The 22,150-nt window shown below is 65.6% G+C and carries 19 protein-coding genes; 9 read left to right on the plus strand and 10 right to left on the minus strand.

Going from position 1 to position 22,150, the window contains the following annotated elements; translation table 11 throughout:
- Positions 1–118 precede the first annotated feature (118 nt).
- The gene (locus tag ACFULT_RS18345) at positions 119–901 is read left to right on the plus strand and encodes an isoprenyl transferase (protein ID WP_037105783.1); all 783 of its coding nucleotides are present in this window, start codon (positions 119–121) and stop codon (positions 899–901) included.
- A gap of 69 nt (positions 902–970) precedes the next feature.
- Here the strand turns inward: ACFULT_RS18345 and coaA are convergent, their stop codons facing one another.
- Positions 971–1,894, minus strand: coding sequence for a type I pantothenate kinase (coaA, locus tag ACFULT_RS18350; protein ID WP_037106325.1), 924 nt, complete (start codon positions 1,892–1,894; stop codon positions 971–973).
- Positions 1,895–2,051: 157 nt separating this feature from the next.
- On the opposite strand from coaA, the gene ACFULT_RS18355 reads away from it, so the two are divergent.
- From ACFULT_RS18355 to ACFULT_RS18365, 3 genes are all read left to right on the plus strand, one after another.
- The gene (locus ACFULT_RS18355) at positions 2,052–3,248 is read left to right on the plus strand and encodes a DUF885 domain-containing protein (protein ID WP_378482091.1); all 1,197 of its coding nucleotides are present in this window, start codon (positions 2,052–2,054) and stop codon (positions 3,246–3,248) included.
- Positions 3,249–3,306: 58 nt separating this feature from the next.
- On the plus strand, positions 3,307–4,590 hold the full coding sequence (glyA, locus tag ACFULT_RS18360) for a serine hydroxymethyltransferase (RefSeq protein ID WP_094720868.1): 1,284 nt from the start codon (positions 3,307–3,309) through the stop codon (positions 4,588–4,590).
- Positions 4,591–5,042: 452 nt separating this feature from the next.
- Positions 5,043–6,368, plus strand: coding sequence for a PhoH family protein (locus tag ACFULT_RS18365; protein ID WP_176458398.1), 1,326 nt, complete (start codon positions 5,043–5,045; stop codon positions 6,366–6,368).
- Between the two features lie 36 nt (positions 6,369–6,404).
- Here ACFULT_RS18365 and ACFULT_RS18370 read toward each other — a convergent pair whose 3' ends face one another.
- A complete protein-coding gene (locus ACFULT_RS18370) occupies positions 6,405–6,773 on the minus strand; it encodes a limonene-1,2-epoxide hydrolase family protein (protein WP_037105791.1) in 369 nt (122 codons plus the stop codon).
- A 135-nt stretch (positions 6,774–6,908) separates the two neighbouring features.
- On the opposite strand from ACFULT_RS18370, the gene ACFULT_RS18375 reads away from it, so the two are divergent.
- Positions 6,909–7,766: an acyl-ACP desaturase gene (locus ACFULT_RS18375; protein ID WP_037105795.1), complete on the plus strand. Its 858-nt coding sequence runs from the start codon at positions 6,909–6,911 to the stop codon at positions 7,764–7,766.
- Between the two features lie 87 nt (positions 7,767–7,853).
- On the opposite strand, the gene ACFULT_RS18380 is transcribed toward ACFULT_RS18375, so the two are convergent.
- On the minus strand, positions 7,854–9,257 hold the full coding sequence (locus tag ACFULT_RS18380) for a class II fumarate hydratase (RefSeq protein ID WP_037105798.1): 1,404 nt from the start codon (positions 9,255–9,257) through the stop codon (positions 7,854–7,856).
- 80 nt (positions 9,258–9,337) lie between these two features.
- On the minus strand, positions 9,338–10,378 hold the full coding sequence (glpX, locus tag ACFULT_RS18385; protein WP_037105800.1) for a class II fructose-bisphosphatase: 1,041 nt from the start codon (positions 10,376–10,378) through the stop codon (positions 9,338–9,340).
- A gap of 156 nt (positions 10,379–10,534) precedes the next feature.
- Between glpX and ACFULT_RS18390 the strand changes: the two genes are divergently transcribed.
- Positions 10,535–11,104 (plus strand): DUF4245 domain-containing protein, encoded by a 570-nt coding sequence (locus ACFULT_RS18390; RefSeq protein WP_378482092.1) that lies wholly within the window; start codon positions 10,535–10,537, stop codon positions 11,102–11,104.
- Here ACFULT_RS18390 and ACFULT_RS18395 read toward each other — a convergent pair.
- Genes ACFULT_RS18395 through ACFULT_RS18405 form a run of 3 tightly spaced genes read right to left on the minus strand, consistent with a single transcriptional unit; the run spans position 11,101 to position 13,126 of the window.
- On the minus strand, positions 11,101–11,319 hold the full coding sequence (locus ACFULT_RS18395; RefSeq protein WP_037105804.1) for an exodeoxyribonuclease VII small subunit: 219 nt from the start codon (positions 11,317–11,319) through the stop codon (positions 11,101–11,103). The two genes, ACFULT_RS18390 and ACFULT_RS18395, sit on opposite strands and share 4 nt — an antisense overlap.
- A gap of 8 nt (positions 11,320–11,327) precedes the next feature.
- Positions 11,328–12,548: an exodeoxyribonuclease VII large subunit gene (xseA, locus tag ACFULT_RS18400; protein ID WP_037105806.1), complete on the minus strand. Its 1,221-nt coding sequence runs from the start codon at positions 12,546–12,548 to the stop codon at positions 11,328–11,330.
- Entirely contained in the window at positions 12,545–13,126 is a 582-nt protein-coding gene (locus ACFULT_RS18405; RefSeq protein WP_378482093.1) for a lipid droplet-associated protein, read from the minus strand. The genes xseA and ACFULT_RS18405 overlap by 4 nt, the downstream gene beginning before the upstream one ends.
- A gap of 91 nt (positions 13,127–13,217) precedes the next feature.
- On the opposite strand from ACFULT_RS18405, the gene ACFULT_RS18410 reads away from it, so the two are divergent.
- A complete protein-coding gene (locus tag ACFULT_RS18410; protein WP_378482094.1) occupies positions 13,218–14,228 on the plus strand; it encodes a 4-hydroxy-3-methylbut-2-enyl diphosphate reductase in 1,011 nt (336 codons plus the stop codon).
- 31 nt (positions 14,229–14,259) lie between these two features.
- On the opposite strand, the gene ACFULT_RS18415 is transcribed toward ACFULT_RS18410, so the two are convergent.
- Both ACFULT_RS18415 and ACFULT_RS18420 read right to left on the minus strand, forming a co-directional pair.
- The gene (locus ACFULT_RS18415; protein WP_378482095.1) at positions 14,260–15,246 is read right to left on the minus strand and encodes a DUF6542 domain-containing protein; all 987 of its coding nucleotides are present in this window, start codon (positions 15,244–15,246) and stop codon (positions 14,260–14,262) included.
- Between the two features lie 20 nt (positions 15,247–15,266).
- On the minus strand, positions 15,267–16,433 hold the full coding sequence (locus tag ACFULT_RS18420) for a DNA recombination protein RmuC (protein WP_037106330.1): 1,167 nt from the start codon (positions 16,431–16,433) through the stop codon (positions 15,267–15,269).
- 186 nt (positions 16,434–16,619) lie between these two features.
- Between ACFULT_RS18420 and ACFULT_RS18425 the strand changes: the two genes are divergently transcribed.
- Together ACFULT_RS18425 and ACFULT_RS18430 are read left to right on the plus strand one after the other, a co-directional pair.
- On the plus strand, positions 16,620–17,816 hold the full coding sequence (locus tag ACFULT_RS18425; protein ID WP_378482096.1) for an exonuclease SbcCD subunit D: 1,197 nt from the start codon (positions 16,620–16,622) through the stop codon (positions 17,814–17,816).
- Positions 17,813–20,833 (plus strand): AAA family ATPase, encoded by a 3,021-nt coding sequence (locus tag ACFULT_RS18430; RefSeq protein ID WP_378482097.1) that lies wholly within the window; start codon positions 17,813–17,815, stop codon positions 20,831–20,833. The genes ACFULT_RS18425 and ACFULT_RS18430 overlap by 4 nt, the downstream gene beginning before the upstream one ends.
- Here the strand turns inward: ACFULT_RS18430 and ACFULT_RS18435 are convergent.
- On the minus strand, positions 20,812–22,032 hold the full coding sequence (locus ACFULT_RS18435) for an AI-2E family transporter (protein WP_037105822.1): 1,221 nt from the start codon (positions 22,030–22,032) through the stop codon (positions 20,812–20,814). The two genes, ACFULT_RS18430 and ACFULT_RS18435, sit on opposite strands and share 22 nt — an antisense overlap.
- Positions 22,033–22,150: the final 118 nt, after the last annotated feature.

Here is a 22,150-nt window from a genome sequence, read left to right on the forward strand (position 1 = left end):
TCCGCAGGCTCCACTCCTGCTTCCTGGGTCATTCCGCAGGCTCCACTCCTGCTTCCCGGGTCATTCCGCAGGCTCCACTCCTGCCCGGCGTAAGGTTGTGCCCCGTGGTGATGTCTCGGTGAAGATTCTCCCGACCAAGGTGCGCAGCGTCCTCTACAACGTGTACGAGCGACGCCTGCTGACACAACTCGACGACGTGGCGCATCCCCGCCACGTCGCTGTGATGTGCGACGGCAACCGCCGCTGGGCTCGAGAGAACGGCTTCACCGACGTCGCGCACGGGCACCGGATGGGGGCCTTGAAGATCGCCGAGATGCTGGGCTGGTGTGACGCAGCAGGCATCGAGATGGCGACGATCTACCTGTTGTCCACCGAGAACCTTCGACGCGACCCCGACGAGTTGGAATCGCTGCTCGAGATCATCACCGACGTCGTCGAGGAAATTTCCGGCCCGGAACAGAACTGGACCGTGAAGATAGTCGGAACACTCGACCTTCTCCCGGCCGCAACTGCACGTCGTCTCAAGGAAGCCGCGGAACTGACGGCCGGTCGCACCGGAACCCATGTCAACGTCGCAGTCGGATACGGCGGCAGGCAAGAGATCGCCGACGCCGTCCAAGCGCTGCTGAGCGAGAAGATCGCCGAGGGATTGACCGGGGACGAGCTCGTCGGCTCGGTCAACGTCGACGGCATCGACTCCCACCTGTACACGTCGGGTCAGCCCGATCCGGACCTGGTGATCCGCACCTCCGGCGAACAGCGACTCTCGGGGTTTCTGCTGTGGCAGAGCGCGTACTCGGAAATCTGGTTCACCGAGGCGTACTGGCCGGAATTCAGGCGCGTCGACTTCCTGCGCGCACTGCGCGACTACGCCGCCCGGCACCGCCGCTTCGGCATCTAGGTGAGCGGAAATGTACCTCATGGTCACTCCGCAGGCTCCGCTCCTGCCTGCCCTGGCCTAGATTTCTGCTCACAGCTTGCGTAGTCGCAGCCTGTTGATGGTGTGGTCGGCGTCCTTGCGCAACACCATCGTCGCGCGTGGACGCGTCGGCAGAATGTTCTCGACGAGGTTCGGCAGGTTGATCGAGTGCCACAGGTCTTCGGCCGCGATCTTCGCGTGCTCGTCGGAGAGATTCGCGTAGTGGTGGAAGTGCGCGTCCGGATCGGCGAACGACGTCTCGCGCAGTGCGAGAAAGCGTTTGACGTACCAGTGCTCGATGTCCTCGATGCGCGCGTCGACGTAGATCGAGAAGTCGAACAGGTCCGACACCATCAACCGTGGGCCGGTCTGCAGAACGTTGAGGCCCTCGACGATCAGGATGTCCGGCTGACGCACCATGTGGAACTGACCCTTGATGATGTCGTACGAGACGTGTGAGTACACCGGCGCCGACACTTCCTCCGCACCGGACTTCACCTCGGTCACGAAGCGCAACAGTTTGCGTCGGTCGTAGCTCTCCGGAAAGCCCTTGCGGTGCAGGATCCCACGGCGCATCAGTTCGGCCGTCGGGTACAGGAAACCGTCGGTCGTCACCAGGTCGACACGGGGATGATGATCCCACCGTGCCAGAAGCGCCTGCAGCACACGGGCCGTCGTCGATTTGCCGACGGCGACACTTCCTGCCACGCCGATGACGAACGGCACCTGCCGATCCGGGTGTTTCTCACCGAGGAACGTCGCGGTCGCCGCGAACAACCGTTGCCGCGCCGCGACCTGAAGGTGGATGAGCCTGGCCAACGGCAGATACACCTCGGCCACCTCGTCGAGGTCGATCTGCTCACCCAGTCCGCGAAGCCCGACCAGTTCCTCTTCGGTCAGAACCAGCGGAGTGGACTGACGGAGCGTTCTCCACTGCGCACGGTCGAACTCGACGTACGGGCTGGTCTCGCTCATGCGCGCCGTCCACCACGATGGGTCCGTTCCTGCAGGCGTGAACTCCGGGGGAGCGCGAGTCGCATGAATGACGATTGTGCTCGGTGCCACGAGGACTCGCACGGGCGGGGTAGTTCACTGGTTGTTCACCCGGTCGGTGACGCTAGTGTCGGACAGCATGAACGCCGATTCCTTCGTCCGCGACTACCTCACCCTCGGCCTGAAATTCGATCGCCTCGAAGAGGGGTTCGTCGACGCGTACACCGGTGACCCCGAGCTACGACGGCAGGTGGGGAACGCACCGGCGCCCGAGCCGAAGGAACTCGCGCGGCGAGCAAGGGAGCTTCGCAAGGAACTCGGCAACGCAGGCCTGCCCGAGCAGCGTGCCGAGTTCATCGACGTCCATCTTCGGGCTCTCGAATGCTCGGCCCGCAAGTTCGCCGGCGAGGACATCGGCTTCGTCGACGAGGTCTTCGCGTACTTCGACGTTCACATCGAGCCGGGCGATCAGGACGAATACCGACAGGCCCACCGAAAAATGGACGATGTGCTGGCCGGCCCCGGTTCGCTCGCCGAACGTCTTTCCGCGCACCGGGCGCACGACGTGATACCCGCGGATCGGTTGCAGGAGTGCGTCGACGCCTTCTCCAGTGCCCTGCGGGACCGAGTGCGTGCCGAGTACACGCTGCCGGACACCGAGCAGGTGACATACGAGGTCGTCGGAGACAAGCCGTGGTCTGGGTTCAACTACTACCTCGGTGACTACAAGTCCACAGTCGCGATCAACTCCGACCTGCAGCAGCAGATGGCGAACCTGCCGCACCTGATCGCGCACGAGGCGTACCCGGGGCATCACACCGAGCACTGCCGCAAGGAGGCCGGGCTGGTGGCGTCGGGCCAGATGGAGCAGACACTGTTTCTGGTCAACACTCCGCAATGCCTGATGGCCGAAGGTCTTGCCGACCTCGCGTTGAAGTCGATCGTCGGTCCGGGGTGGGGTGTGTGGGCGCAGGAGATCTACGCGGACTTGGGGCTCCGCTTCGACGGTGACAAAGCGGAGCGGTTGTCCGAGGCATCGGGGCAGCTGCTCGGCGTGCGTCAGGACGCGGCACTGCTGCTGCACGATCAGCACAAGTCCCAGGACGACGTCGCTGCCTACCTCGAGCGCTGGTCCCTGACGTCGCCGCAACGTGCCCGGCAGAGTCTGAAGTTTCTGTCCTCGCCGCTGTGGCGCGCGTACATCAGTACCTACGTCGAGGGCTACAAGCTTCTCGGGGGCTGGCTCGACACGGGCAAAACGGTCACCGAGCGATCCGCGCTGTTCGGCCGCCTTCTCGACGAGCCGCTCATCCCCAGCGCGCTGCGTGAGCACTGAGGTGCATCTCGTAAACTGAATGCGCCAATCCCGGAGCTCACCCTTGGAGACACCTGTAATGACCGACGTCAACACCCAGTCGCTCGCTGAACTCGACCCCGAGGTAGCCGAAGCCATGGCGGGCGAACTCGGTCGTCAGCGCGACACGCTCGAGATGATCGCGTCGGAGAACTTCGTTCCACGCGCAGTCCTCCAGGCACAGGGCAGCGTGTTGACGAACAAGTACGCCGAGGGCTACCCGGGACGCCGCTACTACGGCGGGTGCGAGCACGTCGACGTCGTCGAAGATCTGGCGCGCAACCGTGCCAAGGAACTGTTCGGCGCCGAGTTCGCCAACGTGCAGCCCCACGCAGGCGCGCAGGCCAACGCCGCAGTCTTGATGGCCCTGATCAACCCGGGCGACAAGATCATGGGCCTCGACCTGGCGCACGGCGGTCACCTGACGCACGGTATGAAGCTCAACTTCTCCGGCAAGCTGTACGAGGTCGAGTCCTACGGGGTCAGCAAGGAAGACCACCGCATCGACATGGACGAGGTGCGTAAGCAAGCCATCCAGTCCAAGCCGCAGGTTCTCATCGCCGGCTGGTCGGCCTACCCGCGCCACCAGGACTTCGAGGCATTCCGATCCATCGCCGACGAGGTCGGAGCCCTGCTGTGGGTCGACATGGCGCACTTCGCCGGACTGGTTGCCGCGGGCGTCCACCCGTCGCCCGTGCCGTACGCCGACGTCGTGTCCTCGACGGTGCACAAGACGCTCGGTGGTCCCCGCTCCGGCCTGATCCTCGCCAAGAAGGAGTGGGCCAAGAAGATCAACTCCGCCGTCTTCCCCGGCCAGCAGGGTGGGCCGCTCATGCACGCCGTCGCAGCGAAGGCCGTCGCCTTCAAGATCGCGGCGACGCCGGAGTTCAAGGAACGTCAGGAGCGCACACTGCTGGGCGCTTCTCTGCTCGCCGATCGGTTGACCGCCAAGGACGTAGCGGACAAGGGGATCTCCGTCCTCACCGGCGGAACCGACGTGCACCTCGCGCTCGTCGACCTGCGTAGTTCGGACCTCGACGGCCAGCAGGCCGAGGACTTGCTGCACGAGGTCGGAATCACCGTGAATCGCAACGCCGTTCCGTTCGATCCTCGCCCCCCGATGGTCACGTCGGGCTTGCGCATCGGAACTGCAGCCCTCGCTACTCGCGGCTTCGGCGAAGCCGAGTTCACCGAGGTCGCGGACATCATCGCCACTGCTCTCGCCACCGGCGAGGCAACCGACTCGCTCAAGGAGCGCGTCGTCGAGGTCGCTCAGTCCAAGCCGCTCTACGACGGTCTCGAGGACTGGGGACTGCTGGGATAGGCACCCGTCGTCGCACGAAAGGCCCACTCGTTCGAGTGGGCCTTTCGTGCGTTCTGGTCCGTTTTTCTCCGTTCGGTCCCACCCGGACAGTACTGAGGTGGTACATGTAGAAGAAGGAGCAGTCGAACGTCGATTGTTCATCGCCCAGGCGCCGCAGAACGTACGCGGACACGCCTGGTTCTCTTGCGCATCAGCCATTCTCGAACGCCTGATCCGGTTAACGTGTTGTTCACCGACACGCCCCGAACTCGCCGAGCCAATTGCCGGTTTCGGCTGTACCGTCGGCAGTAACAGGCAGCGGGGAAGCTACCTGTGCGGGAGGTTCTGATACGTGACTGAGCTAGTGAGCGCGAGAGGGCCGGCACCCGGCCCTCGTGTCATCTGACACGCCAGGACCGACCGGCCGAGCGACAAATGTCCGCGCGGTGCCGCGCCGGACGTAGGAGCCCCACGTGACCACTTCACGCTCCGTTTCCGCCCCCCTTCGGACATTCGTGCTGGACACCTCGGTTCTGCTGTCGGATCCCTGGGCTGTCATCCGGTTCGCCGAGCACAATGTGGTTCTTCCGCTGATCGTGATCAGCGAACTGGAGGGTAAACGCCACCACCACGAATTGGGATGGTTCGCGCGGGAATCCTTGCGTATGCTCGACGATCTCCGCGTCGAGCACGGCCGCCTCGACCAGCCGGTTCCCATCGGAACCGACGGGGGCACACTGCAAGTCGAGCTCAACCACACCGATCCGTCCGTGCTTCCCGTCGGGTTCCGCACCGACTCCAACGACTCTCGCATCCTCGCCTGCGCCCTCAACCTCGCCGCCGAAGGCAAGGACGTCGTCCTGGTCAGCAAGGACATCCCGCTTCGCGTCAAAGCAGGCGCCGTGGGCCTTCCCGCCGACGAGTACCACGCACACGACGTCGTCCCGTCGGGCTGGACCGGAATGGCCGAACTCGACGTGCAGGCAGCCGACATCGACCGACTGTTCGCCGAAGGCGTCATCGATCTCGACGGCGCACGGGACATGCCGTGCCACACCGGTGTTCGACTGCTCGGTGGACGCTCCAGCGCACTCGGACGCGTCACGGCCGACAAACAGATCCAGCTCGTCCGCGGCGAGCGTGAAGCATTCGGGCTGCACGGGCGTTCAGCGGAACAGCGAGTCGCACTCGACCTTCTGCTCGACGAGAGCATCGGCATCGTCTCTCTCGGCGGCAAGGCCGGAACCGGCAAGTCCGCACTGGCGTTGACTGCAGGTCTCGAAGCGGTCCTCGAACGGCGCACGCACCGGAAAGTCGTCGTGTTCCGGCCGCTCTATGCCGTCGGTGGTCAGGAACTGGGTTACCTGCCGGGCAGCGAAAGCGAGAAGATGGGTCCGTGGGCTCAGGCCGTCTTCGACACCCTCGACGGCCTCGCCAGCCCCGAGGTGATGGAAGAGGTCATCGCCCGCGGAATGCTGGAAGTGCTGCCGTTGACCCACATTCGCGGTCGATCGCTGCACGACTCCTTCGTGATCGTCGACGAGGCACAGTCACTCGAACGCAATGTGCTGCTGACCGTGCTCTCCAGGCTCGGGAGCGGCTCACGCGTCGTGCTGACCCACGACGTCGCGCAGCGCGACAACCTGCGCGTCGGGCGGCACGACGGCGTCGCTGCCGTCATCGAAAAGCTCAAGGGTCATCCGCTTTTCGCGCACATCACACTCACCCGAAGCGAGCGGTCCCCGATCGCTGCACTGGTGACCGAAATGCTCGAAGAGTTCGGCCCCGCCGGCGCCTGACGTGAATGGAAATGTAGGCCTGGCCTACATTTCCATTCACAGCGCGCGGAGCGCGCCTTTGATCAGGCCCTCGAGGAAGTCGAGGTTGTCGAAGTAATCACGCCAGACGAGGATTTTGCCGTCGCGTAGTTCGAAGGTGCCGCACACCCAGAACTCGATGCGCAGCCGCCGCCAGATCAGCACGTCGGTTCGTTCGGTGAGCACGGTGTCGCCGTCGGACGCGATGTTGTGGATGGTGACGTCGAAGCCGTACTGGGGTTTCGCGAGAAGACGCATGAACTTGCCGACTCGTCTCACGCCACGAACTCGAGGCAACCCCACGTTGTGCCACACCACCGCGTCGTCGAGGCGGTCGACGACCTTCTCGACGTCGCGGTTCCTCAGGGCGTCGAACATGCCCTCCACTACCTCGTTCGCCTTCGTCGTTTCGATCACTCGGTCCGCTCCTTCACCTAGGACGTGAGCCCGCAGTCTATGAAAGTTCACAGACGTCCGGGGCGCTACTCCGCGTTCACCGGGCCAGACGCTACGGTTGCTGGTATGTCTACGAATCTGACGGACGGTGACCTGCTGCTTCGACTCGAGCCAGCCGTCGAAGAGAACCTCAGCCGCCACATCGAGGAGGCGGAGGACTGGCATCCGCACGACTTCGCACCGTGGGACGACGGCCGCAACTTCGCGTTCCTCGGGGGCGAGGACTGGGCTCCCGAGCAGTCGCACCTCTCCGACGTGGAGATTCTGTCCGCGACGGTCGGCGTACTGGTCGCAGACAATCTGCCTGCGTACCACCGCGAACTCGCTCGCGCGCTCACCGGCCTCGGCGCGTGGTGGAAGTGGACGGGTCGATGGACGTCGGAAGAAAACCGTCAAGCCATCGTGCTGCGTGACTTCCTGGTTCTGACGCGCGCGGTGGACCCCGTCGCGCTCGAACGGGTGCGCATGGAGGAAATGACGAGGGGGTACAGCGCTCCGAGCCTGCACGTGCTGGACATCATCTCCCACTTCGCCATCGACGAGACCGCGGCCGCGCTGCGCAACACCAACACCGTTGCTCTCGGCGGCGACGAGGTGCTCGGCAAGATCCTGACCAAGATCGCGGCCGACGACACCCGTCAGGCAACGTTCTACGTCAACGTCGTCAACGAGGCGTTCGGCGTCGCACCGGACCAGATGGCTCGTGCTGTCGCGGATCGGGTGAGCGGCTTCGCGATCCCCGTCGTCGACCTGCCGAGCAAGAAGAACAGCACCGAGGCACTCGCAGAAGCCGGCATCTACGACGAGGACCAGCAGCGAGACAAGGTGTTCAAGCCGCTGCTGGAGCGCTGGAACTTCTTCGGCCGCGACGACCTCGGCGACGACGGCAAGAAAGCTCGTGAGGAGCTAGCTCACCTCGCCTGAGCTCGACCCCCCCGAACATGACTGTGCCACCGCAACTGTACGACCGTTGCGGTGGCACATTCATGCCGGAAGGGGAGCAGAGACCGACTAGTCCTTGACCTTCGCCATGGCGAGGACGTCGAGACGCTTGTCGAGTTCTTCCTCGCTGAGCTTGTCGCCGATGAGTCCGCGGTCGATGACGGTCTGACGGATGGTCTTCTTCTCCTTCAGAGCCTGCTTGGCGACGGCTGCTGCTTCCTCGTAGCCGATTGCCGAGTTCAGCGGCGTCACGATGGACGGCGAGGACTCGGCGAGGGTCTTGAGGTGGTCGACGTTGGCTTCGAGGCCGACGATGCACTTGTCCGCGAAGAGGACCGAGACGTTGGCGAGGAGCTTGAACGACTCGAGCACGTTGCGAGCCATCATCGGGATGTAGACGTTGAGTTCGAATGCTCCCGATGCACCGCCGAATGCGACGGCGGCGTCGTTGCCGATGACCTGTGCGGCGACCTGCGTGACTGCCTCGGGCAGAACGGGATTGACCTTGCCGGGCATGATGGAGCTACCGGGCTGCAGGTCGGGGAGGGCGATTTCACCGAGGCCGGTGAGCGGTCCCGAGCCCATCCAACGGACGTCGTTGGCGATCTTGGTCAGCGACACGGCGATGGTGCGCAGTGCGCCCGATGCCTCGACGAGGCCGTCGCGTGCTGCCTGTGCCTCGAAGGAATCCTTCGCTGCGGTCAGGGCGTCGATTCCAGTCGACTTCACCAGTTCGGCAACAACTTTCGGGCCGAAGCCGTCGGGTGCGTTGAGGCCGGTACCGACGGCAGTGCCGCCGATGGGCAGCTCGCCCAGGCGAGGGAGGGTGGCCTCGACGCGCTCGATGCCCGCTTCGATCTGACGGGCGTAGCCGCCGAATTCCTGGCCGAGCGTGACCGGCACGGCGTCCATCAGGTGCGTGCGGCCGGACTTCACGACGGTCTTCCACTCGGTCGCCTTCGCGGCCAGTGCCTCGTGCAGGTGCTTCAGCGCAGGCACCAGCGAGGTGACGGCTGCCTCGGTGGCGGCGACGTGCGTGGCCGTCGGGAACGTGTCGTTGGAGCTCTGCGACATGTTGACGTGGTCGTTGGGGTGAACCTCGACACCGTTCGCCTTGGCGATCGACGCGATGACCTCGTTGGCGTTCATGTTGGAGCTGGTGCCGGAACCGGTCTGGAAGACGTCGATGGGGAACTGATCGTCGTGCTTGCCGTCGGCGATCTCGGTTGCCGCGGAGATGATGGCGTCGGCGAGGGCGCCGTCGAGCAGCCCGAGGTCCTTGTTGACCTGTGCGCATGCAGCCTTCAGCAAGCCCATTGCGCGGATCTGGGTGCGCTCGAGGGGGCGGAAGGAAATGGGGAAGTTCTCCACCGCGCGCTGCGTCTGTGCACGCCACAACGCGTCGACGGGGACGCGAACCTCTCCCATGGTGTCGTGCTCGATCCGGTACTGCTGTTCGTCTGTCTGCGTCATGAGCCTTACTTTGCCAGTTGAAGTTGCGGAGGGGTGAGCGCGCCCTGGGCCGGGAGTGGAGCCTGCAGGAATGACCCGGATCAGAACGACGGAGCTTGCCCTGATTCGTCGCCGTCGAAGTCGACGGAACTGTATTCGCGGAGCTTCTCGAGGCGGTGGTAGGCGTCGATCATGCGCACGGTGCCCGACTTGGAGCGCATCACGATGGACTGGGTGTGTGCGCCCCCGCCTGCGTAGCGAACGCCGCGCAGAAGGTCGCCGTCGGTGACGCCGGTGGCAGTGAAGAAGACGTTCTCTCCGGAGACCAGGTCGCGGGTGTTCAGGACGCGATCGAGGTCGTGACCTGCATCGATGGCCTTCTGGCGCTCGGTGTCGTCGGTCGGGGCGAGGCGTCCCTGCAGGGCGCCGTCCATACACCGCATCGCGGCGGCGGCGATGATGCCCTCGGGTGTTCCGCCGATACCGATGAGCAGATCGGTGCCGGAATCGGGACGTGCTGCGGCGATGGCACCCGCGACGTCACCGTCGGAGATGAGGCGGATGCGGGATCCGGCGTCGCGAACTTGCTGGATCAGTTCGGCGTGGCGCGGACGGTCCAGGATGCACACCGTGACGTCGGATGCGGAGCCTTTCTTGACCTTCGCAATCCGAGCGATGTTCTCCTTGACCGGTGCAGTGATGTCGATGACATCGGCGTACTCGGGTCCGACGGCGATCTTCTCCATGTAGAACACGGCCGACGGATCGAACATCGCGCCGCGCTCGGCAACGGCCAGCACCGAGATCGCGTTGGGCATGCCCTTGGCCATCAACGTGGTTCCGTCGACGGGATCGACGGCGAAGTCGACCTCGGGACCATTGCCGTTGCCGACCTGCTCACCGTTGTAGAGCATCGGCGCTTCGTCCTTCTCGCCTTCACCGATGACGACGACGCCGCGCATGGAAACAGAGCTGACCAGCTGACGCATGGCGTCGACGGCGGCACCGTCGCCACCTTCCTTGTCGCCACGTCCGACCCAGCGACCCGACGCGAGGGCACCGGCCTCGGTGACACGTACGAGCTCGAGGGCGAGGTTGCGATCTGGCGCCATGGCGCGAGTGGACTCGGTGCTGGCCGTCATCGGTTTGTAGCCTCCTGGTAGATGGGGGTCTTACCCAGGCGCGATTATCTCATTCGTGAGCCGCGTCATGCGAGGTAGGGCATGCGCCGACCGAGCGCTGGCATGCAGCGGACACCCTGGGTCGTCCCGCAGGCTGCTCTCCCGGATACTGGAGGTGTGGCGAACAGCAAACCCCGGATCCTCAACAACAACCGCGACATGGTGTGGTCCCTCATTCCGCTTGTCATCGCCTGTCTGCTGATCGCCGGTATCGCCTCCCAGTGCTCTCTCAGCCCCGGCGGACCGTCGCAGGGCCCCATCCCGAACTTCGACGTCGACGCTGCCCTGCAGTACGACGCTTCCGAGCTGAACTTCCCGATCCGCAATCCTCGGGTCCCCGAAGGGTGGACTCCGAACTCCGGCAGCCGCCAGTCCATCGCGGGGGAACAGGGCGGTGACGTCAGCAACGTCGGTTTCATCTCCGACGCCGGTCGCTACATCAAGTTGACGCAGTCCAGCGCGAGCGAGGAAGTCCTCGTTCCGTTCGCCGTCGGCGAGGCGCGGTACGCGTCGGGCACCGAATCGATCGACGGTGCGGAGTGGATCGTCTACGACCAGGAGGGAAGCGAGGCGGTGTGGGTCACCGATCTGGGTGACGTTCGACTGCTCGTGACCGGTAGCGGCAGCACCGAGGAATTCACGACGCTGGCCGCCGCAACGACGAGCGCCGAGCCGCTCACTCCCTAGTTCTCTTCTTCCTCGATGTGCGCGAGCGCGTTCTCTACGCGCTTGCGTGCACCCGCGAGGTGTTCCTCGCAACGGGTGGCCAACTGTTCGCCGCGCTCCCACAGCGCAAGTGAGGCGTCGAGATCCAGCCCGCCCTGCTCCAGGACCTTCACCACGTCGACCAGTTCGTCGCGGGCGGCCTCGTAACCGAGTTCGGTCACCGGTGTGTCACTCATCGATTCTCCTATCGCACTTTGCCCATGACCGCAGCGGTCACGGCGCCGTCGGCTACACGTACACGAATCTGGGTTCCAGGGGGTGCGTCGTCGACCGAGCGCAACACCTCGGGATCGTCCCCGGCGACAACCCGCTGCACGACGGCGTATCCCCGCGCCAGTGTCGCGGCGGGCCCCAGCGTCGTCAATCGGGCTTTCAGATGTTCGACGAGGGTGTCCTGTTTCGCGAGTTCGCGGAGGACATCCCGGCGGGCGGTGTCGCGGAGACGTTCGATTTCGTCGGCGCGGTGGGTGATCCCGGCGACGGGGTCGGCGAGGACCGGTCGATGGCGGATCATCTCGAGCGCGCGCGCCTCGCGTTCGACCCAATTACGTAGGGCGGCCGCTGTTCTGGAGCGGAGCTCGGCGATCAGGTTCTGCTCGGCGACGGCGTCGGGAACCACCAGTTTGGCCGCGTCGGTCGGTGTGGCGGCGCGGAGATCGGCGACGTGGTCGCTGAGCGGGCTGTCGGGTTCGTGTCCGATGGCGCTGACGATCGGGGTCGTGGCCTTCGAGATGGCACGGCACAGGGCCTCGTCCGAGAACGGCAGGAGGTCTTCGACGCTGCCGCCGCCGCGAGCGAGGATGATGACGTCGACATTGCCGTCGAGGTCGGAGAGCGCGTCGAGGATCGCCGGTACTGCGGTCGGTCCCTGGACCGGGGTGTGGCGAACCTCGAAGTGCACTGCGGGCCAACGCCGCCGGGCGACAGTGAGAACGTCCTTCTCGGCTGCCGACGCGCGGGCCGTGATCAGTCCGATGGTGCGGGGGAGGAACGGCAACGGGCGCTTGAGGCGAGGATCGAACAGTCCTTCGGCGGCGAGAAGGGCACGCAGGCGTTCGATGCGTGCCAGCAGTTCGCCGACGCCGACGGCGCGAATGTCGGTGGCGCGCAACGAGATGGTTCCGCGGCCCGTGTAGAACGACAACTTGCCGTACAGGATCACCCGCGCGCCCTCGGTGAGCGGGACGGGGGAGCGGTCGAGCAACTGGGGCGAGCACGTCACCGACAGAGACATGTCCGCGGACGGATCACGGAGAACGAGAAATGCAGTGCGTGTACCCGGCCGAGCGTTGATCTGCGTCAGCTGGCCTTCGACCCATACGCTGCCGAGCTTGTCGATCCATCCCGCCACTTTCATGGCGACGGTTCGGACAGGCCACGGCTCCTCTGCAGTACTTGCGGTCACTTGGCCTTCGCGGTGGTGATTCGATTGTCGAGCATGGTCAGAAACGGAGCGCGGCGCAGCGACGCATCCTCGTATTCACGCAGGGTCTCGAGGTCCGCGAGAGACAGCGACCGCAGCCGGGCGCGCAGCTGAGCGAGCGCGAGGGTGTCGTAATCCACCATCTCGACGATCTCCGGACGGTCGGCTGCGACCGTCGGCTCTTCGTCGGTCTGGATCTCCTCCGGAGGCGTCGAGTACAGGGCGAAGCGCCCCGACGCAGCGACCGGCTCGCCGGCGACATCGTCGTGATCGGGGATGTCGACGTCACCGTCGGTGGCGCCGGGAACGTCGTCCTCGAACACCGCCCAGGACGGCTGCTCCTGATCCGGTGTCCCGATGAGCGGAAGCGACGAGATCACCTGATCGCCCTTGATGGCCAGCGCCGTCACTTGCTGCTGAAAGCGCATCGTGCTCGCCAGAACTTCGCTGACGACGGTCATCGGAAGCGTGATCGCAGTACTGGGGAGTTTGCGAGCTTCTTCGACGACCGTCACGGCCACACCGGCAGCTACGCGTGCGGCGAACGGAACACGAGTCATGCGCACCAGAGTGCCTGAATTCCGAGTGTTTGGGTAGCCGACATGCTGTGCTCGGCCGGTGAAGCCGAGCCGGGCACGTATCCTTGAGGACATGTCTTCGGCTGTTCCCTTGAATCTCGGTATCGCACGTCCGTCCGGCGACGGCGCACCTGCGTACTCCGGTGCCAAACGAGTCCTCCTCGCAGAGCCACGCGGCTACTGCGCCGGGGTGGATCGCGCCGTCGAGACGGTGGAGAAAGCGCTGGAGAAGCACGGTGCGCCCGTCTACGTTCGCAAGGAGATCGTGCACAACAGGCACGTCGTGGAGACGTTGGCGGACCGCGGTGCCGTCTTCGTCGAGGAGACCGACGAAGTTCCCGAGGGCTCGCTCCTCGTCTTCTCCGCGCACGGGGTGTCCCCGGCTGTGCATGCATCGGCAGCCGAGCGCCAGCTCCGCACCATCGATGCCACGTGCCCGCTGGTGACCAAGGTGCATCAGGAAGCCAAGCGTTTCGCTCGGGACGACTACGACATCCTGCTGATCGGTCACGAAGGCCACGAAGAGGTAGAGGGAACCGCAGGCGAGGCTCCGGACCACGTTCAGCTCGTCGACGGCCCCGACTCGGTCGACAACGTCACCGTGCGCGACGAGAACAAGGTGATCTGGCTGTCTCAGACGACGCTCAGCGTCGACGAAACGATGTTGACGGTTGCTCGTCTGCGCGAGAAGTTCCCGACGCTGCAGGATCCACCGAGCGATGACATCTGTTACGCGACTCAGAACCGTCAGGTCGCCGTCAAGGCGATGGCACCCGAGTGCGACCTCGTCATCGTGGTGGGATCGAAGAATTCGTCCAACTCGGTGCGCCTCGTCGAGGTCGCACTGACTGCGGGCGCGCGTGCCAGCTACCTCGTCGACTACGCCAAAGAGGTGGACACCGCCTGGTTGGACGGCATCACCACAGTGGGCATCACCTCAGGCGCGTCGGTGCCGGAGATCCTGGTGCAGGGCGTCATCGAATTGCTCGCCGAGCACGGCTTCGGGGATGTTCAACCGGTCACCACGGCCAACGAAACCCTGGTGTTCTCCTTGCCCCGCGAGCTGCGCCCAGCGAAGGCCTGAGGCCGGTTCCGGCCAACCCGATCGCTACGCCTCAGGCGTCTCCGCGATCGCGGTAGCGCACCTGCGGTACGGGATGCGGCGGGATGTGCGCGCCGCCTTGCGTAGTCGATCGGGGTGTCGCTGCCGGTCGGGGTGTGGCTGCCGGTCGGGGTGTGGCTGCGCGAGGGGCCGAGTACGGGTCCACCTCGGGTGGCCGAGGAACCCGCGGGGGCTGTGACCTGGGGACAGGTCGGCGCGCGGGATCTGCAGCGGGCTGTTCGGTCCGCGCAGGCCGGTAAGGATCGGCGGCCGGCCGATCGAGGAGAGGGTCGACGCGGTCGCGACGGCTCCTTCGACCCTCGCCTGCATCGGCACGTGCCGCGGACACGGCTTCGCCACGGCCGTGGGCAGCGCGAGTATCGGCGCCCCGGCGCTCGGCAGCTCTGGCCTGCGTCCTCTGGCCGCCGTCTCGGGACGTCCGACGGTTGTCCTGTGCCGCCCGACGGTTGTCCTGTGCTGTCTGGCGGTTGTCACGGGCGCGCTGGCGGGTTTCCTGTGCACGGTCACGGATGGTTCGCTTGGCAGCGCCTGCCGGTGCGTGGCTCGCCTGCTTCTTCAGGAAGATGCGTGCCCCTCCGACGGCAAGGGCAAGCACTGTGCCGAGCAGCATCAGCGGAAACCGGTTGACCAGCGGAATCGCGACGTTCAACAAAATGTCGCGCAGGCTCGTCCCAGCGTTCTCGATCATGAACTGATACGAGAGCGGTACAGCGACGAACAGGATCAACGGTGCCTGCACCATCGCGGTGAACAACCCGCGGTAGCGCACCAGCACGACGGCAGCGACGGCGCCGATGATGTAGAACGACGCGAAAGCCGACGTCAGTTCGGATCCGCGTGCAGCATCGATGGCAACGCCGAGAAACGTCGCGCCGACGGCGATGGCCACTGCCCCCCAAGCAGGGACGCCGGGCACGGAAGCGAGAGCTGAACGTTGATCCAGCGGTACCCCGGAACGGGCACGTTGGGAGGTAGACACCCCTCGAGGTTAGCGGCTGTTCACCCCACCGCGTCGTTGACATGACCGAACTGCCCCCGAGAGTGCGACGAATCGGACGTTCTCGGGTGTTGATCGATCCGCTTCACGTCCACGACGTCCGCGTCGAACAGTTCCAGTTCGTGAAGCTTGCGGGCTGTGACGCCGACACGCGCGTCCACCGAGGAGACCGTCGAATTGAACGAGTCGACGGCCTTCCCGAGATGCGATCCGAGCTTGTCGAGGTGCGAGGACACGACGCCGAGCCGGGTGTACAGCTCGCGTCCGAGCTGCTGGATGCGAGCAGCGTCCTCGGCGAGTGATTCCTGCTTCCACGTGTACGCCACCGTCCGCAGCAGCGCGACCAAAGTGGTCGGGGTGGCAAGTATCACGTTCCGAGTGAAGGCGTACTCGAGAAGCGACGAGTCGGATGTCAACGCTGCGTCGAGGAACGGGTCTCCGGGGACGAACAGAACGACGAACTCCGGCGTCGGCTCGAACGAACGCCAATATTCCTTGGCCGCCAATTGATCGACGTGGGTCCTGAGGTGACGTGCATGACGCGTCATCGCTTTGCCACGCCGCTCCGGGTCCTCCTCCTGCGCTGCGTCGAGGTAGGCGGCGAACGGAACCTTGGCGTCCACGACGATCTGCCGACCACCGGCGAGCCTCACGATCATGTCCGGACGAATCCCGTCCTTGGAGACCTGGGTGTCGAAGTCGCAGTGTTTGACCATGCCCGCCAGCTCGACCACACGCTCCAGTTGCATCTCACCCCACCGACCGCGGATCTGCGGAGCCCGCAGCGCAGTGACCAACTGCGAAGTCTGGGTCGACAGCTGCACCGACGCACGGTGCATGCCCGTCACCTGCTCGCTGAGCCCCGCGTACGCGCGGATCCGATTGTGTTCGACCTGGCGCACGTGCTCGGTGAGCGCGTCGACAGCGTCGTGCAGCGGCTCGACAAGGTGCGAGACCTGCTGGCCGATAGCTCCCGAGTGTCTGCGTGCCGAATCCTCGTTGACCGCAGCGAGGGACCGACGGAGAAGCGCCTCGTTGTCCCGCAACGCGGCCAACTGCGCTTCGGCTCGAACCGCGCGATCCCCGGTGCGGGACGCATGCAGCAGCCACCCGATGGCGGCCCCGACGAGCAGCGCCAGCATCATCCCGAGGGCAGTCAGAGCATTCATGTCGCAGATGATGCACGAGAGCACCGACACACCAGCCGCTCCGCCGGCTCCACTCCTGCCCACCCGGGTCGTTCCGCAGGCTCCACTCCTGCCAGTCCGGGTCGTTCCGCAGGCTCCACTCCTGCCTGCCGACAGGCCGCGCCACGTCACGGAGTTTGTCGGTAGGTGAAGTTAGCGTCTTGTTCCATGAGGATCCTGCACACGTCGGACTGGCACATCGGCCGCACGTTTCACGGCACCGATCTGCTTGCCGACCAGGCTGCCGCGTTGAGCGCCATTGCAGATCTGGTTGCCGAGCGCGGTGTGGACGTCGTCGTCGTACCCGGTGACATCTACGACAGGGCGGTACCCAGCGCCGACGCTGTTCTCGTGTGCAACCGCGGGCTCGAGGCCATTCGTGCCGCAGGAGCGGTCATCGTCGCGACGTCGGGCAACCACGACTCGCCTGCACGCCTGGGCGCTGGGTCCGCGTTTGCCGCGGCCGGCGGGTTGCATCTGATGACCCGCGTATCCGAGGTGGGCACACCGGTGCTGCTCGACGATAGGTTCGGCCGTGTCGCGTTCTACGGCATCCCGTATCTCGAGCCGGAGACTACCCGCGGCGAGCTCGACATTCCAGGCGCACGTAGCCACGCCGAGGTGCTCGAGGCCGCGATGAGTCGAGTGACGGCGGACCTGGCGCAGAGGCGCAGCGCCGGGGACGCAGTGCGGTCGGTCGTACTGGCGCACGCGTTCGTCGTCGGCGGGGAAGCAACCGGTTCGGAGCGGTCGATCTCCGTCGGCGGGGTGGAGACGGCACCGGCGTCGGCGTTCGACGGTGTGGACTACGTGGCGCTGGGGCACCTGCATTCTCCGCAGACCCTGACGGACCGGGTGCGCTACTCCGGGTCGCCGCTGCCGTATTCGTTCGGCGAGCGCAGCCACCGCAAGGCAGTCTGGATTCTCGATCTCGACGGTCAGGGTCTCGCCGATGTCGAACGCGTGGAGCTTCCGACCGTCCGCGGACTGAGCCAGGTCCAGGGGACCGTCGAGGAACTGCTCACCGAAGATCGCTTCACCGAGGCCGAGGACCATTACGTCTCTGCCGTACTGACCGACGCCGTGCGGCCGGTCGACGCGATGCGTTCCTTGCAGACGAGGTTCCCCCATGCAGTTCACCTCGAATGGAAGCGTCCCGCAGACGATTCCACTGTTCGCTACCGTGACCGTGTGCGCGGTCGGACCGACAGCGAGATCATGGCCTCGTTCGTGACGGACATGCGCAGCGCGCCCAGTGCTTCGGAGATCCGCTTGCTCGAACGCGCCCTTGCCAGCGTTCAGCGAGACGAGGTCACAGCCGACGAGGCGACCGGCCAGTACGAGCTGTTCGGGAAGTCCGCGTGAGGCTGCATTCTCTGGAGATCACTGCATTCGGGCCGTTCGCCGGCACGGAGAAAGTGGATTTCGACGCTCTCGGAGCCGACGGGCTCTTTCTGCTGCACGGTCGTACCGGCGCCGGCAAGACCACTGTGCTCGACGCCGTTGCGTTCGCCCTGTACGGGACGGTGCCCGGTGCCAGGAAAGAAGGCAAGCGTCTGCTGTCCGATCACGCGGAGATCGGCGCCGTCCCCACGGTCACATTGGAAGCGACATTGGGCGGCAGGCGAATTCGCATCGTTCGAAGCCCGGAGTTCCACCGCCCGAAGAAGCGTGGAACGGGCACCACGAAGCAGAACGCCAAGGCATCGATGACGTGGCTGGACGGCAAGAGTCAGAACCTGACGCGGTTGGACGAGATCGGCGACGCCGTCGGCGCGGCTCTTGGCATGAGCGCGGATCAGTTCTTCCAGGTGGTGTTGCTTCCCCAGGGTGAGTTCGCACGGTTCCTCCGGGCGGACAGCGACGAGCGCGGCAACTTGCTCGAGCGATTGTTCGACACGGCACGGTTCGGCGACATCGAGGAATGGTTCGCCGAGCAGCGACGCACCAGCGCAGCTGCCCTCGAATCGAGCCGGATTGCAACGGACAAACTACTGGGGCAGATTTCCACGGCGTCGGGCGTGGCGGAGGAGCTGGACCGGCCGCCGGTGGAGTGGGCGGGCGATGTTCTCGAATCGGCGCGGCACGCATCGGTGGACGCTACGCGCACGTTGGCTCTCGCGCGCGAGGTGTCCGAGTCGGCAACCAAGGAACTCGCGGCACTGGACGCGACCCGGCAACTGCAAACACGCCGAGAGCTGGCCCGGCAACAGCTGGCGGAATTCCACGCCGCCGCGCCCGCGAGGGACGCACTCGCCAAGGAACTGGATCAATCCGCAGCCGCAGGCCCCATCGCAGATCTTGCCGCGGACTGCGCGCGTATCACCTCGGCAAGCGAGACCGCGACGCGGGAATTCGACTCCGTCCGAACGCTGTTCGAGCGCACCGAAGGATCGTCCGTCGTGCTCGACGCCCTGGCGGTGGATCGATCGCCCGACGCCTCGGACCCGCCCGACGCCTCGGACTCGCCTGAGGCCCGGGCCGTCGTCGCGGCAGCAGTACGGCAGTGGACGACGGAGGTCGCGGCGTTCGAAGAACTTCGTGTGCTGACACGTAAAGCCGACGCAGCGGACAGATCGGCTCGGTCTCTTCTGGCCGAGCACGCAGCCGTCGAGAAGAAGTCGAGCGCTCACCGCGCCGATCGCAACGTCCTGCCCGAGCAGATCGCTCAGGCCGAGTCGTCGTTGCGCGCGGCCGTGCGCGCGGCTGCCGAAGTGCCTGCGCTCGAAGCAGAATGGTCGCGTATCACGAGCGCCGTGGAAGCAGCGATCGAACTCGCGAAGACTCGGAAGCGGCTCGTCGCTGCGGAGAAAGCACATCACGTAGCAGTGGCGTCCTTCAACGATGCGCGTGCTCACACCCTCGACCTGCGTGAGCAACGGCTGTCAGGAATGGCCGCCGAGTTGGCGTCGAGCCTCGTCGACGGAGCGCCGTGCGGAGTGTGCGGGTCGCTGTCTCATCCCGCGCCTACCCGCGCCGAGGAGTCGACCGTCACCAAGGACGACGAGGCGGACGCCGCAGCCAGCGAGCGCCGGGCCGGAGTCATCGCCGAGAAGAAGGCGGCGGAGGTCACCGCGCTGCTGCGGACCCGAGACGTGCTGGTTCAGCAATCGGGAGACCGGGACAGCGCAGAGTTGGTCGCTGCGCTGGACAAGGTCTCCGCAGCGCTCCGATCCGCACGGACGGCTGCGGAGCAACGAGAGAGTCTGGACGCACGGCTGACGCACCTGCGCGGCGAGGATCAGAGACTCGCCGCGGCGATCGCCGACGAGCAGTCCGCGGCAGCAGGATTGAGTGCACGGGCCGCGCAGATGGCCGACGACGTGGCGCAGATGAGAGCCACGATCGCCGCAGCCGTCGACGGGACGGAGGGAATCGACGCCGAGGTGAAGCGGCTGGAGACTCTCATCTCACTGTCGTCCGTGGTCGTCGAGCGGCGAGAGGAGGCTTCGCGCGCGCTCCTCGACATGCGGGACGTGACCCGAAGGCTGGATGCGCTGATCGCGGAGTCGGGCTTCTCGACTGCACGCGAGGCTGCGGCCGCCGTGGTCTCTCCGGCCCGGGCGCAGTCCATCCAAAAGCAGCTTGCGCAAGCCAACGACATTCGCGCCCACGCGGAGCAGGTACTCGCCGAACCCGCGATCGCGGCTGTCGCGGACCTCGACCCCGTCGACACCGCTGCAGCGAGAGCCGCCGTCGAGGACGCGCAAGTGCGCTTGCATGCCGCCGTTGCCGAGCACGCCGAGTGCAAGCGTCGGGCCGAACAGTTGGAGGAGTTGACGGCCGGCTTGTGGGCGGCCATCGACCGTGCTGCGCCCATGCAGACCAAGCACGACGAACTTGCGGCACTCGCCGACGTGGTGGCGGGCCGCGGTCAGAACTCGCGAAAGATGTCCCTCCGGTCGTACGTGTTGGCGTCGCGGTTGGAGGAGGTCGCAGAATCGGCGTCGGCGAGACTGCGTCGAATGTCCTCGGGCCGATACGATTTCGTCCACTCCGACGAGGCAGAATCGCGGGGTCGACGCGGTGGGCTCGGTCTCGACATCCGCGACGACTACACAGGTGCCGTGCGCTCGGCGAAGACCCTGTCCGGGGGTGAATCGTTCCTGGCCTCGCTGGCATTGGCACTCGGCCTTGCCGACGTCGTCGCTGCCGAGAGCGGCGGTGTCGTCCTGGACACCATGTTCATCGACGAGGGCTTCGGCACGCTGGACGCCGACACTCTGGAATCGGTGATGGGAGTTCTGGACGAACTACGCGCAGGCGGCCGGGTGGTGGGCATCGTCAGCCATGTCGACGAGATGCGTCAACGCATCCCGACGCGCCTGCACGTCATACGTGAGCGAGAGGGATCGAGGCTTCAGCTCTTCGCGGCGTCCTGATCCTTCTGTTTCTTCTCCTTGGAATCCTTGTTGACACCGTCCTCGTCGGTGACGAGATCCTCGGTGTCCGGAGCCTGCTCCTCGAGCTCCACGCGGTCGGACTCGTTGGAGTGCCTGTCTATCTGTTCCGACACGTAGCGGATCAGCACCGCTGCCACGGCTGCTGCGGGGACCGCCAGGAACGCGCCGATGATGCCGAAGACGGAACCACCGCCGGTGACCGCCAGCAGGACGATCGCGGGATGCAGGTTCATGCTGCGGCTCTGCAGAATCGGTTGCAGCACGTTACCTTCCAGCTGCTGCACCGCGATGATGATGACGAGCACGATGAGTGCCGTCGTGGGCCCGTTCGCGACGAGCGCGACCAACACGGCCAACGCACCTGCGACGAACGCACCGACGATCGGGATGAAGCCACCCAGGAACGTCAACGTCGCCAGCACCAGGGCCAGCGGCACGCCGAGAATGACCAGGCCGAGGCCGATGAAGAAGGCGTCGATCAGACTCACGATGGCCTGAGTGCGGATGAAGCCGCCGAGCGTCGCCCACATCCGCGCTAGAACCTCGGCGAGGTGGCGACCAGCGCGGCCGCCGGCGATTCCGTGCAGCCATGGAATGAACCGGACGCCGTCCTTGACGAAGAAGAACGACAGCACGAGCACCAACGCGAGCGTGACGAGAATCGAACCTGCAGCAGAGACGCCGGTGAACACGCCCGAGGCGATCGCGGTGCCACTGTCCTGGAGTCGCGAGGTGATCGCCGACACGGCGTTGTCGATCTGTTCGTCCTGCAGGTTGACCGGCGGGCCCTTGAGCCAATCCTGAACCTGCGCGACGCCGTCGGTCGCCTTGTCCGCGAGTTCGGGTGCCGAGTCCACCACCGACGGCACGATCAAGGTGATGATGCCGCCGATGACGAGGAAGAACACGACGAGTGCGGCCGTCGCAGACAGCGCCGGAGGCAGCCCGACACGCATCATCCACTTGGTCGGTGGCCACAGGACCGTCGCGACGATGATCGCAAGCAGAGCCGGCAAGATCACCACCCACAACGCAGAGATGAGCCAGCCGAGAACCCAGGCACCCGCTGCGACGGACACCAGGATCAGCGACCATTTCGCCAACCAGATTCCGCCGACACCGATGAGGTCGCCGCGATCGCGCCCCGGTTTCACTTCGGGCGCTGTCTTGTCCGCCACGCTGCACGTTCCTTCCGTCGCCCCGCCGCTCGGTGCATCGTTCGATCCACTCGAGTGACCTTAACGTTTCATGACTCCACTCCCGCTTTCACTGCTCATTCCGCAGGCTCCACTCCCG

The organism is Rhodococcus sp. NPDC057297, assembly GCF_042667435.1.
Taxonomy (GTDB): Bacteria; Actinomycetota; Actinomycetes; order Mycobacteriales; family Mycobacteriaceae; genus Rhodococcoides.